Genomic DNA, 13,362 nt, shown 5'->3' with positions numbered 1-13,362 from the left:
TAGCCCGGCCCCGCCTGCGGGTTCCATCCCGGTGCCGAGGGTTGACCAGGGCGCATGGGACGCTGCACGGTCGGCCCCCACTCGGGGCCCTGGGGGTACTGCGGGGTGCTCATGAGGTGGCCTCCTCGTCGTCGAGTCGTGCCGACCCGGCGGCGACCGGTGGTGGCCCCACCCCGTCGTCCGCCGCGGTGGCGGTGGTGGCAGGGCCAGCCATGGCCGCCGCCGTGTCGCGGTGGTGTCCGGCGGTGCTGGCACTGAGCGCCGCGCCGCAGGCCCCGCAGAAGGCCGCACCGGCCAGCAGCGGCATCTCGCAGGCCGGGCAGAACTGCAGGTCACCGTCGGGGCCGACGCCGGCGTCGGCGTGGAAGCGGGCGGCGTTCTCGAGGGCGGCCTCCAGCAGGCCGGTCTGCAGCACGGTGCGCACCCGCAGCAGCAACGCTGCCAGCAGCAGCAGACCCCACACCAGCGAGAGCAGCACGCTCAGCCAGCCCGGGCGCAGCAACCCCAGCAGGTAGGTGCCGCCGAAGTACAGGACGTTCCAGCCGATGGCCTCGGCCACCGCGACGCCATAGCGCCGGGTGAACCCGTCGTAGCCGCGGCCAAGACCGGCGAACTCGGCGCAGGCGATGCCGGTGGCGGTGCCGATCACCAGCGGTTTGACGAAGCCCTCGAGCAGCATCAGCGTCGTCCACGTCGACCAGCCGTCACCGGGTGAGTTGAAGCCGCCCTCGACCAGCGCCCAGTGGCGCACCAGGGTGTCGGCCGTGGCGTAGGCGACGCCCGAGACGATGCCGAACGTCAGCCCGTCCATCAGGTCGTCGAACTGGGGACGCGAGGCCAGGATGACCGGGCCGACCTGGCGGATCAGCTCCCCCACGACCGGCACCAGCAGCACCATGACCAGCACCCCGGACAGGGTGGCCTGCGGGCCGCCGCCGTCGGCGGCGGCACCGAACAGCGGCGACTGCAGCCGCCTCCAGAACCACGTGAACGCAGCGGCCAGCACACCCGTCAGCACGAAGGCCAGCCCGGTCACCGGGACGGGGGCATCCTCCCAGAGGTTCACGTCGTAGAGGTAGACGATGTAGACGATCGGGATGGCGAAGGCCGCCACCATCAGCGCCACCGGCGTCCAGCCCAGCAGCGCGGCACCGATGGCGGCGACCACCGCGATGACCAGGGCGATCTGGTAGGTCTTGGGACGTTCGGCCGCCCCGGTCGGCATGATCGTCGAGACGACCTTGAACGACCGCACGGGTTCATCGGGCTTGACGGCGAAACTGCGACGACCGGCCTGCCCCGCCGCCATTTCCTGGCCGCAGACGTGGCAGAACAGCATTCCTGCTGGCAATTCAGTGGCACATCGTGGACAGTTCACGGGTGTCCTTTCGGGTGGGCTGAGGGCAAAGACAATGGTGGCAGTCTGTCATCTGGGCGTCATTGTGCCACCGAGGCAGGTCCCCCGGGTGGATGACGTCGTCACCTCCCTGCGCGGCGGCTGCGTTCCACCAGATCGCGCAGGTCGTGCCACAGGCGGTCAACCTGGCCGTCGAGGTCCGGGGCGCCGTCGGTGTTGTCGACCACTCGGGTGGCAATCGCCAGACGATCCTCACGCGAGACCTGCGCGGCCAGTCGCGCTCGGGCAGCATCGGCCGAGATGCCCTGACGGGCCACGAGTCGGGCGACCTGCTCCTCGGGGCTCGCATCCACCACCACCACCTCGTCGAAGCGGTGCGCCTGCCCGGTTTCGGCCAGCAGCGGGATGACCTGGACGACCACCGCGTCCGCCGGGGCGGCGGCGACCAGTTCGGCGTTGCGCCGGCGAATGCGTGGATGGGTGATGCCTTCGAGGTCGGCACGGGCCTGCGGGTCGGCGAAGACGATGCGGCCCAGCGCCTGCCGGTCGAGGGAGCCGTCGGCGGCCAGCACGTCGGCACCGAACCGGGCCACGACGTCGGCGAGTCCCTCGGACCCGGGTGCGACCACCTCGCGGGCGACCATGTCGGAGTCCACCAGGACCGCGCCCCGGGCGGCGAGCAGGTCGGCCACGGTCGTCTTGCCGGCCGCGATCCCCCCGGTCAGACCGATCGCGACGCGACCGTCCGGAGGGGCGGGGGGCGGGGGCGCTGGCTGGTCCATGCCGGTCATTGTGTCAGCAGGAACCATGAGTCATCAGCAACGATGTGCCCGCCGAACGAGACGGCCCCGCACCCGGTGAGGGGTGCGGGGCCGTCGAGGCCCACCGGATGGGTGGGACCGGATGACTCAGTTGCCAGTCAACTTGTCGCGCAGTGCCTGCAGCGCCTCGTCCGAAGCGAGTGAACCCTCAGCGGGCTCCTCGCTGGCGGCCGAGTAGGTGCTGGTCGTGCCTGCGTCGGAGACGGCCTCGCGGTCGGCAACCTCGGCCTCGGTGACCTGCTTCTTGTGGGCTTCCCACCGAGCCTGGGCTTCGGCGTACTGCTGCTCCCACGCGCGCTGCTGGTCCTCGTAGCCTTCCTTCCACTCGTTGGTCTCCGGATCGAAGCCCTCGGGGTAGATGTAGTTGCCCTGGTCGTCGTAGTTGGCAGTCATGCCGTACAGAGCCGGGTCGAAGTCGTCAGCGGCGACGTCGACACCCTCGTTGGCCTGCTTCAGCGACAGCGAGATGCGGCGACGCTCGAGGTCGATGTCGATGATCTTGACCATGACCTCGTCGTTGACGGTGACGACCTGCTCGGGGATCTCGACGTGGCGCTCGGCCAGCTCGGAGACGTGGACCAGGCCCTCGATGCCCTCCTCGACGCGGACGAAGGCACCGAAGGGCACCAGCTTGGTGACCTTGCCCGGCACGATCTGACCGATCTGGTGGGTACGGGCGAAGGTCTGCCAGGGATCCTCCTGGGTGGCCTTCAGCGACAGCGAGACGCGCTCGCGCTCCATGTCGACATCCAGCACCTCGACGGTGACCGGGGTACCGACCTCGACGACCTCGCTCGGGTGGTCGATGTGCTTCCAGGACAGCTCCGAGACGTGCACCAGACCGTCGACGCCACCCAGGTCCACGAAGGCACCGAAGTTGACGATGGACGAGACGACGCCCTTGCGGATCTGGCCCTTCTGCAGCTGGGTGAGGAAGGTGTGACGAACCTCGGACTGGGTCTGCTCGAGCCAGGCACGGCGCGACAGGACCACGTTGTTGCGGTTCTTGTCGAGCTCGATGATCTTGCACTCGAGTTCCATGCCGACGTAGGGCTGCAGGTCACGGACGCGACGCATCTCGACCAGCGACGCGGGCAGGAAGCCACGCAGACCAATGTCGACGATCAGACCACCCTTGACGACCTCGATCACCGAACCGGTGACAACGCCATCCTCTTCCTTGACCTTCTCGATGGTGCCCCAGGCGCGCTCGTACTGTGCACGCTTCTTGGACAGGATCAGGCGACCTTCCTTGTCCTCTTTCTGCTGGACGAGGGCCTCGATCTCATCGCCGACCTGGACGACCTCGAAAGGGTCCACGTCGTGCTTGATGGAGAGTTCCTTGGAAGGAATGACACCTTCGGTCTTGTAACCGATGTCGAGCAGGACCTCGTCCCGGTCGACCTTGACGACGGTTCCGGTGACAATGTCGCCGTCGTTGAAGTACTTGATGGTGGCATCGACGGCAGCAAGGAATGCTTCCGGTGAGCCGAAGTCGTCGATGGCGACCTGAGGTGAGGCCTCAGTGGAGGAGGTCATGTAGTAGGGCTCCGTTGGGTTGTCTGAGAGACGTGGTGCTCTGGAACCGGCTGCCGCGAGAAGTGGTCAATGATCAGTCCGTCTTCGCGGCGCGCGACCTACTCTGTCCTAGTTCACGCAGTCCACAGTGCCCGTTCAGCCTACCTGTCCCGCGCGACGGCGGTCAATCCGGGCCCGGGCGGGTGGCCCGTTGGTTTTTGGGCCCCCGCGGATAGGATCAGGGCGGAGTGCGACCGACATGAAGGGCAGCCCACATGCGCAACAGACTGTTGGCGGGGATCAGCATCCTCGTCGTCCTGCTGCTCCTTGGCGGCTTCGTCATCTGGCAGGGTCGCGGCACGACCGAGGCCACCGCCTCCCCCACGCCCCAGCAGCCCGAGTCGGCGGCCACCGAGACCCCGGCGGTCCGCAACGCCACCACCGCCAGTGCCACGACGCCGGCGGGTGCCTCCAGCGGCAGTGGCTCCGCCACCCCGAGCTCGCCGGCCGCCGCGGTGCCGGCGGGGTGCATGCCCACCCTCACCGAGATCGAGGCGACCTCGTTCGCCATTGACCAGATGAAGGTCAAGGCCCCGATGATCTCCCTCGGCGAGGACGAGTCGGGTGCTGCTGCTGCCCCACCCAAGGACGCCTCGCACACCGTCGGCTGGTGGAAGAACGGCCCCAAGGTCGGTTCCCGGCAGGGCCACGCCATCCTGACGATCCACACCTACCAGAACGGCAAGGCCCTCGGGAACGAGCTGCATGACCAGAAGAACGGGTTCAAGGACGGTGACCTGGTCCGGATGACCGACGCCCGGGGCAACACCCAGTGCTACACCCTGGAGCGCTCCATGAAGCTGTGGGTCAAGGACTACGACCCGAACTCCGACGTGCTGTACAACTTCACGGGTGAGCCGCGCGCGGTCATCGTGATCTGTTGGGACTACGACGTCATGGGCAAGGAATGGGACTCCCGGATCCTCTACTACCTGAAGCCGGTCGCCCCGGTCAGGTGAGATGGGGCCGGGTGAGATTAGGCTGTGCCCATGCAGCGCAGCATTCGGACTCCGGCTCCCCCGTCCCTGGTCACCGACCTCGAAAAGGTCCTCCGCTCGGGCGGCCTGAGCACCTCGGCCCTGGACATTGCCACGGCGGCGGTCGACGCCTCCCACTACCTGCTCAGCCCGCAAGTGCTGGTGCGGGCCGGTTCGGCGGCCGAAGTGGCCTTGGTGATGCAGGTGGCCCACCAGCACCGGCGCCCCGTGACGTTCCGTTCGGGTGGCACCAGCCTGTCGGGCCAGGCGCTGTCGAGTGGCATCCTGGTCGACACCCGGGCCCCGTTCCGCGACATCGAGGTGCTCGACGACGGGGCCCGGGTGCGGGTCGGCCCCGGCCGCACCATCCGTGAGGTCAACGCCTTCCTGGCGCCGCTGGGCCACAAGCTGGGACCCGACCCCGCCTCCGAGATCGCCTGCACCGTCGGCGGCGTGGTCGCCAACAACTCCTCGGGGATGACCTGCGGGGTGGTCGCCAACACCTACCAGACGCTGGAGTCGCTGGTGCTGGTGCTGCCGTCGGGCACCGTGGTGGACACCGGAGCCCCGGACGCCGACGCCCTGCTGCGCGCCGAGGAACCGCAGCTCTACCAGACCCTGCTCGACCTGCGGGAACGGGCCCTGCCACACCGCGACGACATCGCGCGCCGCTGGTCGATGAAGAACACCATGGGCTACGGGCTGAACTCCCTGGTCGACCACGAGCGGCCCGTCAAGATCCTGGAGCACCTGATGGTGGGCTCGGAGGGCACCCTGGGCTTCATTGCCGAGGCCACCTTCCGGACCGTCCCGGTGCTGCCCAAGGTGGCCACCGGGCTGCTGCTGTTCGACTCGCTGCATGCCGCCACCAGCGCCCTGCCCGCGCTGGTCGACTCCGGCGCCGCCGTGGTCGAGCTGCTCGACGCCATCTCGCTGCAGGTGTGCCGCGCCGACCCCACGGTGACCGCCATCCCTCGGGTGCCGGTGCCGGGCGAGGCCGCGCTGCTGGTGGAGTACCAGGCCGGCGACGCTGACCAGCTGGCGGCCCAGCAGCAGGCGGCCGCGGCCGCGTTCACGGGCCTCGACCTGCGCGAGCTTCCCCTCCTGACCGACGATGCGGCCGTCCGCGCCGAACTGTGGGCGCTGCGCAAGGGGCTGTTCACCAAGGTGAACGAGGCCCGCCGCTCCGGCACCACGGCCCTGCTGGAGGACATTGCCGTCCCGGTGCCGACCCTGGCGGGGGTCTGCGAGGACCTGCAGGAGCTCTTCGACCGTCACCACTACGGCGACTCGGTGATCTTCGGGCATGCCAAGGACGGCAACATCCACTTCATGATCACCGAGGACTTCAACACCGCGGCGAGCCTGCCCCGGTACGAGGCCTTCACCGAGGACATGGTGGCGGTGGTGCTCGAGGCCCAGGGCACCCTCAAGGCCGAGCATGGCACCGGACGCATCATGGCCCCGTTCGTGGAGCGCCAGTACGGCCCCGAGCTGTACCAGATGATGCGTGACGTCAAGCAGGCGTTCGACCCGCACGGGGTGTTGAACCCCGACTCGGTGCTGACCGACAACCCGCAGCTGCACATGGAGGACCTGAAGCAGACCCCCACCGTGCAGGCCGAGGTCGACCGGTGCGTGGAGTGCGGCTACTGCGAGCCGGTCTGCCCCAGCCAGTTCCTCACCCTGACCCCACGCCAGCGCATCGTCGCCCAGCGGGCGATCGCCGACGCAGAGTCCCGCGGCGACCACGCCCACGCGGAGCTGCTGCGCCGCGAGCAGACCTACCCGGTGAGCGAGACCTGCGCGGTGGACGGCATGTGCGCCACCGCCTGCCCCGTCGGGATCAACACCGGCGACCTGGTCCGCCGGCTGCGCGCCGAGCACCGCACCCGGGTCGTCGACACCGCCTGGGACCTGGCGGCCAGGGCCTGGGGACCGTTCACCGCCGCCGCCTCTGCAGGGATGACGCTGGTCGACACCGTGCCCCAGCCGCTGGTCGAGGTGCCGCTGACGGCCGCCCGAACCGTGTTCCGGCACGAGACGGTGCCCATCCTGTCGGGCGAGTTGCCCGGCGGTGGCGGTGTCCGGCGGGCACGTCGTCGCGATCCTGGAGCCGAGGTCGTCTACCTGCCGGCCTGCGTACAGACTATGTTCGGCCCCGAGGACGGCGTCCCGCTGCAGGACCGGGTGCTCTCGATCCTGGACCGGGCCGGGGTCAAGGTGACCATGCCGCAGGCCACCGCCTCATTGTGCTGCGGCACCCCGTGGAAGTCGAAGGGCATGGCGACCGGTTTCGACACCATGTCGACCAAGTTGGCCCGGGCGCTGCTGGAGGCCACCGACAACGGCCGACTGCCGGTGATCAGTGACGCACTGTCCTGCTCGGAGGGCATCATCGCCTCACTGGCCCACCAGGAGCCGCGGTTGGCGGGGGTCGGCATCAGGGTGCTGGACGCCACCACCTACCTGGCCGCGATCGCGGACCGGCTGCCGGTCGTCGGCAAGGTACCCCGGGCGGCGGTGCATCCCACCTGTTCCAGCACCCGGCTGGGCGCCACCGGCGACCTGCTGGCGCTGGCGCACCTGGTGGCCGACGAGGTGGTTGTACCCACCGACTGGCGCTGCTGCGGCTTCGCCGGCGACCGGGGACTGCTGCACCCGGAACTGACCGCCTCGGCGACCCGCGACGAGGCCGCCGAACTGGCCGGTCAGCACTTCGACCTGTACCTGTCGGCCAACCGCACCTGCGAGCTGGGCCTGACCCGCGCCACCGGGCAGACCTACGTGCACGTGCTGGCCGCGTGGGACGACGCGTTGCGTCTGCAGCAGGCGCGCGCCTGACCCGACTCCGGCTCAGTGCGCGGCGTCGTGCCAGGAGCGGCCAACCCCCGAGGAGACATCCAGCGGCACCTTGAGTTCCATGGCCCGCCCCATGGACTCGCGCACCAGGTCGTTGACCCTCTCGGCCTCACCGGGGGCGACTTCCAGGACCAGTTCGTCGTGGACCTGCAGCAGCATCCGCGACGCCAGCCCGGCCTCGCGCAGGGCTGCCTCCAGGCGCAGCATGGCGACCTTGATGATGTCGGCTGCCGACCCCTGGATGGGCGCGTTGAGGGCCATCCGTTCGGCCATCTCGCGGCGTTGCCTGTTCGAGGAGCCCAGGTCGGGCAGGTAGCGGCGGCGTCCCATCAGGGTGGCGGTGAAGCCGGTCTTGCGGGCCTCGGCGACGACCGCCTGCAGGTAGTCACGCACCTCACCGAAACGCTCGAAGTAGCCATCCATCAGGCCCTTGGCCTCGCTGACGGCAATGCCCAACTGGTTCGACAGCCCGAAGGCCGACAGTCCGTAGGCAAGCCCGTAGTTCATGGCCTTGATCTTGGCCCGCTGCTCGCTGCTGACCTCGTCGGGGGCCACGTGGAAGACGGTCGAGGCCATCCGGGTGTGGAAGTCCTCACCGCTGCGGAAGGCCTCGATGAGCAGGTCGTCGTCGGAGGCGTGCGCCATGATCCGCATCTCGATCTGCGAGTAGTCGGCGGTGGCCAGGGACTCGTAGCCGGCACCGACCACGAATGCCTCCCGGATGCGGCGGCCGGCCTCGGTGCGGATCGGGATGTTCTGCAGGTTCGGGTCGGTCGAGGACAGGCGGCCGGTGGCGGCGGTCACCTGGGAGTAACTGGTGTGGATGCGGCCATCGTCGGCCACCGTCTTCAGCAGGCCGTCGACCGTCTGCCGCAGCCTGATCCAGTCGCGGTGGGCCAGCAGGTGGGCCAGGAAGGGATGCTCGGTCTTCGCGTACAGGCCTTCGAGCGCGTCGGCGTCGGTGGTGTAGCCCGACTTCGTCCTGCGGGTCTTGGGCATCTCCAACTCGTCGAACAGCACCGTCTGCAACTGCTTGGGGGAACCCAGGTTGATGGTGTGGCCAATCACCGCGTAGGCGTCCTGCTCGGCGGCCGCCACCTTGGCGTCGAAGTCGGCGCGCAACTCCTCGAGCAGGTCGACGTCGACGGCGACGCCCACCTGTTCCATCCGGGCCAGGGTGCGCTGCAGGGGCAGTTCCACCTCGGTGAGCAGATGGGTCTGCTCGGTGACCTCGAGCTCCTCGGCCAGGGCACGGGCCAGGTCGATCACGGCGCGGGCACGCAGCATGGAGGCGCCGGCGACGAGGTGGTCGTCGGCGGGTTCGGCGAACAGGGCCTCCTGGGGCTCGTCGGCCACCTCGGGACCGGCGTCGAGGCGCAGTTCCCGCTTCAGGTGGCGCAGGGCCAGATCGCCCAGGTCGTAGGTGCGCTGGTCGGGTCGCAGCAGGTAGGCGGCCAGCAGGGTGTCGCTGACCACCCCGCGCAGGTCCCAGCCGCGGGCCCAGCTGGCCAGCAGCGGCCCCTTGGCGTCGTGCAGGGACTTGTGGACGTCCTCGTCGGCCAGCCACGCGGCCAGGGCGGCATCGTCCTCGGGGTCAAGATCGGCCACGGCGAACCAGGCGGCGGTGCCGTCGCTGGCCGCCAGGGCGATGGAGTCGATGTCGCCGGTGCCCGACCCCCAGCGCCCGGTCACGTCGACACCGGTCAGCTCGCCGTGGCCGTGCGTCTCGAGCCAGCCGGCGACGCGGCCACTGGTGAGCACCTCACCGGCGAGTTCGAAACCGCCCTCGGCCTCTTCGGGCTTGTTCGGCAGCGACTCGATGAGGCGGTCGCGCAGCACCCGGAACTCGAGTCCGTCGAACAGCGTGTGGACGGCCTCGCGGTCCCAGTCCTGCCGGGCCAGGTCGTCCAGCCCGACGGGCAGCTCCAGGTCGCGGACCAGGGCGTTGAGTTGGCGGTTGCGGATCACCCCGTCGAGGTGTTCACGCAGGCTTGCGCCCGCCTTGCCGGGGACCTGCTCGGCGCGGGCGACCAGGTTCTCCAGCCCCTCGTAGCTGGCCAGCCACTTGGCGGCGGTCTTCGGCCCCACGCCCGGCACCCCCGGCAGGTTGTCGCTGGTCTCGCCGACCAGCGCGGCCAGTTCGGGGTAGACGTCGGGCGGCACCAGGTACTTCTCCTCGACCGCCTCCGGTGTCATCCGGGCCAGGTCACTGACCCCCTTGCGGGGGTAGAGCACGGTGACGTGGCCATTGACCAGTTGCATGGCGTCGCGGTCCCCGGTGACGATCAGCACGTCGACGTCGTCACCGACGGTGCTGGACAGGGTCGCGATGATGTCGTCGGCCTCGAAGTTGTCGACCTCGACATGGACGATGTTGAGCGCGTCCAGCACTTCCTTGATCAACTGCACCTGCCCCTTGAACTCGTCGGGGCTCTTGCTGCGGTTCGCCTTGTACTCGGGGTACTGCACGGTGCGGAAGGTCTGACGGGACACGTCGAAGGCCACCGCCACGTGGGTCGGCGCCTCGTCGCGCAGCACGTTGATCAGCATGGACGTGAACCCGTACACAGCATTGGTGTGCTGGCCGGTGGTGGTCGAGAAGTTCTCGACCGGCAGCGCGAAGAAGGCCCGGTAGGCCACGGAATGGCCATCGACCAACAGCAGTCGGGGGCGTTCGGGGGCAACGTCAGTGGGGGGCGCCGTGGGAGTCACCCCACAGACCTTAGTCCAGCGGTCCGACAAACTTCGCCGCCACTAGAGTGGCGCTCATGCTGCCACCGGACTCGCCGATCAATCCCGCCGTCTTCAGCCGCCCCGCCAGGGAACGACTGCCCGAGTGGTCGTGGGACTTCACCTCGGCCCTGGACGAACGGATGGGTCTGGTGGTCGGTGAGTTGGGGGCCAACCGGTGCGTGGGGCGCGCGCCCGTGGAGGGCAACACGCAGCCGCACGGCATCTGGCACGGTGGCGCCTCGGCGGTGCTGGTGGAAACCCTGGCCTCGTTGGCCGCCACCGCCTGGGGGCGGCAGAACGGGCGGGCGGCGGTCGGCGTCGACCTGAGCGTCACCCACCACCGGGCGGTACGCACCGGGCACGTGACCGGCTACGCCACTGCCCTGCACCAGGGCCGCAGCGTCGCGACCTACCAGGTGCACCTGTACGACGACTCGAATCGGCTGATCGGCACCGGGCGGCTGACCTGCCAGCTGGTCGCCGCCCGCGCCTAGTGGGGGTGCAGGGGGTCATCCCCCGCACAGGACGAACTAGCCGAGCTTCTTGCCCTGGCGGGCGTGCTCGATGACGCCGTCGGCGACCTCGCGCATCGACTTGCGCAGGTCCATGGCGGTCTTCTGGATCCAGCGGAAGGCTTCCTGCTCGGTCAGGCCCAATCCCTGCTGCAGCAGCCCCTTGGCCTGGTCGACGGCCTTGCGGGAGGCCAGCCGGTCCTCCAGGGTGGTGACCTCGTCCTCGAGGGCCTGGATCTCGCGGAAGCGTCCGATGGCGATCTCGATGGCCGGCACCACGTCGGAGGCGTCGAAGGGCTTGACGACGTAGGCCATGGCGCCGGCTTCCCGGGCCCGCTCGACCAGGTCACGCTGGCTGAAGGCGGTCAGCATGACCACCGGGCAGATGCGTTCCTCGGCAATGTGTTCGGCTGCGGTGATCCCGTCCATCTTGGGCATCTTCACGTCCATGACGACCAGGTCGGGTTCCAGTTCGCGGGCCATGGCCAGCGCCTGCTCCCCGTCACCGGCCTGACCGACCACGTCGTAGCCCTCCTCCTCGAGGAGCTCGACCAGGTCCATGCGAATCAGCGCCTCGTCCTCGGCCACCAGCACCCGCGGACGGTCAGCTGCCGCGGGCGGCTGGCCCTCGGGTCGCTCGTCGGCGGTAATCGATTCGTTCACGATGTCTCCTGAGGTCAACTCAGTACTCCTGTGCGTCAAGGTGGGGTCTCGTCTGCGGGGCCCAACGGGCATCGACAGTGTGCCAGATGTCTTGGCGCCGGTCCGGACCGGCCCCAGTTGATCCTAGCGCGCAGCCGCCGCGGGCGGGGCGCCATGACGACCCGGTCCCGGATCTGTGGCAGAATGTCAACGCCTCGACGCGGTTCGCGTCGATCCTGCCCGGGTGGCGGAATGGCATACGCGGACGGCTCAAACCCGTCTGGCCGGAAGGCTGTGGGGGTTCGACTCCCCTCCCGGGTACGCAGCGCAACGACCAAGGGGCCGGATCCTGACGGATCCGGCCCCTTGGTCGTTGGTGGGTGGTGCTCAGGGGTTGAGCGCGCCGCCGATCTTGTGGACGCGGATGGCGTTGGTCTTGCCGGCGGTGCCCATGGGCGAGCCGTAGACGATGACGATGCGGTCGCCCTGCTCGACCAGGCCCTCGCTGAGCATGAGCTCCTGGACAGCCTTCACCATTTCGTTGAAGACGCTGTAGGTGTCGGTCACGTAGGACTCGATGCCCCACGACAGCGCCAACTGCTGGGCGGTGTCCTTGCTGGGGGTGAAGGCCAGCATGGGGGTCGTGGGCCGCAGCCGCGACAACCGACGGGCGGTGTCACCGGAGCTGGTGAACGCGATCAGGTACTTGGCGTCCAGACGGGCCGCCACCTCGGTGGCCGACTTGGCCATGATGCCGCTGGTGGTGTGCGGGTCCCAGTCGATCCTCTGGATGCGGTCGATGCCGTGCGCCTCGACGTTCTCGACGATCTTGGCCATGGTGGCCACGGTCTCGACGGGGAAGTCACCGACGGAGGTCTCCCCCGACAGCATGACTGCGTCGGTGCCGTCAATGACGGCGTTGGCGACGTCGGAGGTCTCCGCGCGGGTGGGGCGCGGGTTGTTGGTCATGGACTCCAACATCTGGGTGGCGACGATCACCGGCTTGGCCCAGATGCGAGCAGCCTCGACGATGCGCTTCTGCGCGATCGGGACCGACTCCAACGGCAGCTCGACGCCTAGGTCGCCGCGGGCCACCATGACGGCATCGAACTTGTCGATGATGTCCTGCATGTTCTCGATGGCCTGCGGCTTCTCGAGCTTGGCCACCACCGGAACGCGACGGCCCTCCTCGTCCATGATCTCGTGGGCGCGCTTGACGTCGTCACCGGTGCGGACGAAGGACAGGGCGATCAGGTCGACGCCCTGCTTCAGGGCCCACCGCAGGTCGGACTCGTCCTTCTCGCTCATGGCCGGGACGTTGACGGCAACACCGGGCAGGTTGATGCCCTTGTTGTTGGAGACGTAGCCGGGCACCACGGTCTTGGTCCGGACGTCGTTTCCGGTGACCTCGATGGCCTCGAGCATCACCTTGCCGTCGTCGATCAGCAGGGAGTCGCCGACGGTGACGTCAGCGGGCAGCCCCTTGAAGGTGGTCGAGCAGCGCTCGACGGTGCCTTCGATGTCATCGGTGGTGATGGTGAACTCCTGGCCCACCTCGAGGTAATGCTTCTCGTTGTTGGCGAACTTGCCCAGGCGAATCTTCGGTCCCTGCAGGTCAGCAAGGATGGCGACGCGCTTGCCCAGACGTTCGGCAGTGTCACGGACGAGCTGGTAGCGAGCGGCATGCTCGCTGTAGTCGCCGTGGCTCATGTTCAGGCGGGCAACATTCATGCCCGCGTTGATGATCCCTTCCATACGCTCAGGGCTCTCGACAGCAGGCCCCAGCGTGCACACAATCTTTGCTCTACGCACGGCCTCCACCCTAGTCGATGACCACCGGGGCATGCTGCGGTCGGGTGCCGGAATTGCGGTCAGGGCGA

The 13,362-nt window shown here is 68.9% G+C and carries 9 protein-coding genes and 1 tRNA gene; 4 read left to right on the top strand and 6 right to left on the bottom strand.

What is annotated here, in order from left to right:
- Nucleotides 1-109: 109 nt before the first annotated feature.
- The 3 genes from IPV09_RS09655 to rpsA all read right to left on the bottom strand — a co-directional run bounded on the left by IPV09_RS09655 (nucleotide 110) and on the right by rpsA (nucleotide 3,717).
- Complete coding sequence (locus IPV09_RS09655; RefSeq protein ID WP_207475029.1) at nucleotides 110-1,339, bottom strand: PrsW family intramembrane metalloprotease; 1,230 nt, start codon at nucleotides 1,337-1,339, stop codon at nucleotides 110-112.
- A 140-nt stretch (nucleotides 1,340-1,479) separates the two neighbouring features.
- A complete protein-coding gene (gene coaE, locus IPV09_RS09650; protein ID WP_207475028.1) occupies nucleotides 1,480-2,139 on the bottom strand; it encodes a dephospho-CoA kinase in 660 nt (219 codons plus the stop codon).
- Nucleotides 2,140-2,265: 126 nt separating this feature from the next.
- Complete coding sequence (rpsA, locus tag IPV09_RS09645) at nucleotides 2,266-3,717, bottom strand: 30S ribosomal protein S1 (protein WP_207475027.1); 1,452 nt, start codon at nucleotides 3,715-3,717, stop codon at nucleotides 2,266-2,268.
- 254 nt (nucleotides 3,718-3,971) lie between these two features.
- On the opposite strand from rpsA, the gene IPV09_RS09640 reads away from it, so the two are divergent.
- Nucleotides 3,972-4,715 carry a class F sortase gene (locus IPV09_RS09640; RefSeq protein ID WP_242681451.1) on the top strand — a complete coding sequence of 248 codons (744 nt, stop codon included), beginning with the start codon at nucleotides 3,972-3,974 and terminating at the stop codon, nucleotides 4,713-4,715.
- 30 nt (nucleotides 4,716-4,745) lie between these two features.
- Nucleotides 4,746-7,577 carry an FAD-binding and (Fe-S)-binding domain-containing protein gene (locus IPV09_RS09635; RefSeq protein ID WP_207475026.1) on the top strand — a complete coding sequence of 944 codons (2,832 nt, stop codon included), beginning with the start codon at nucleotides 4,746-4,748 and terminating at the stop codon, nucleotides 7,575-7,577.
- A gap of 12 nt (nucleotides 7,578-7,589) precedes the next feature.
- Here IPV09_RS09635 and polA read toward each other — a convergent pair whose 3' ends face one another.
- Nucleotides 7,590-10,307 carry a DNA polymerase I gene (polA, locus tag IPV09_RS09630; RefSeq protein WP_207475025.1) on the bottom strand — a complete coding sequence of 906 codons (2,718 nt, stop codon included), beginning with the start codon at nucleotides 10,305-10,307 and terminating at the stop codon, nucleotides 7,590-7,592.
- Nucleotides 10,308-10,363: 56 nt separating this feature from the next.
- Between polA and IPV09_RS09625 the strand changes: the two genes are divergently transcribed.
- A complete protein-coding gene (locus tag IPV09_RS09625) occupies nucleotides 10,364-10,822 on the top strand; it encodes a PaaI family thioesterase (protein WP_207475024.1) in 459 nt (152 codons plus the stop codon).
- A 36-nt stretch (nucleotides 10,823-10,858) separates the two neighbouring features.
- Here IPV09_RS09625 and IPV09_RS09620 read toward each other — a convergent pair whose 3' ends face one another.
- Nucleotides 10,859-11,503, bottom strand: a complete 645-nt coding sequence (locus IPV09_RS09620) for an ANTAR domain-containing response regulator (protein WP_370590272.1) — start codon at nucleotides 11,501-11,503, stop codon at nucleotides 10,859-10,861.
- A gap of 217 nt (nucleotides 11,504-11,720) precedes the next feature.
- Here IPV09_RS09620 and IPV09_RS09615 point away from each other — a divergent pair.
- Nucleotides 11,721-11,803 (top strand) — tRNA-Leu (locus IPV09_RS09615).
- Between the two features lie 66 nt (nucleotides 11,804-11,869).
- Here the strand turns inward: IPV09_RS09615 and pyk are convergent.
- Nucleotides 11,870-13,294 carry a pyruvate kinase gene (gene pyk, locus IPV09_RS09610; protein WP_207475022.1) on the bottom strand — a complete coding sequence of 475 codons (1,425 nt, stop codon included), beginning with the start codon at nucleotides 13,292-13,294 and terminating at the stop codon, nucleotides 11,870-11,872.
- Nucleotides 13,295-13,362: the final 68 nt, after the last annotated feature.

Source organism: Tessaracoccus sp. SD287 (genome assembly GCF_017355265.1).
Lineage (GTDB): Bacteria > Actinomycetota > Actinomycetes > Propionibacteriales > Propionibacteriaceae > Aestuariimicrobium.
The sequence above is the reverse complement of the archived record's forward strand: the minus strand, read 5'-3'. Positions and strand labels throughout refer to the sequence as shown.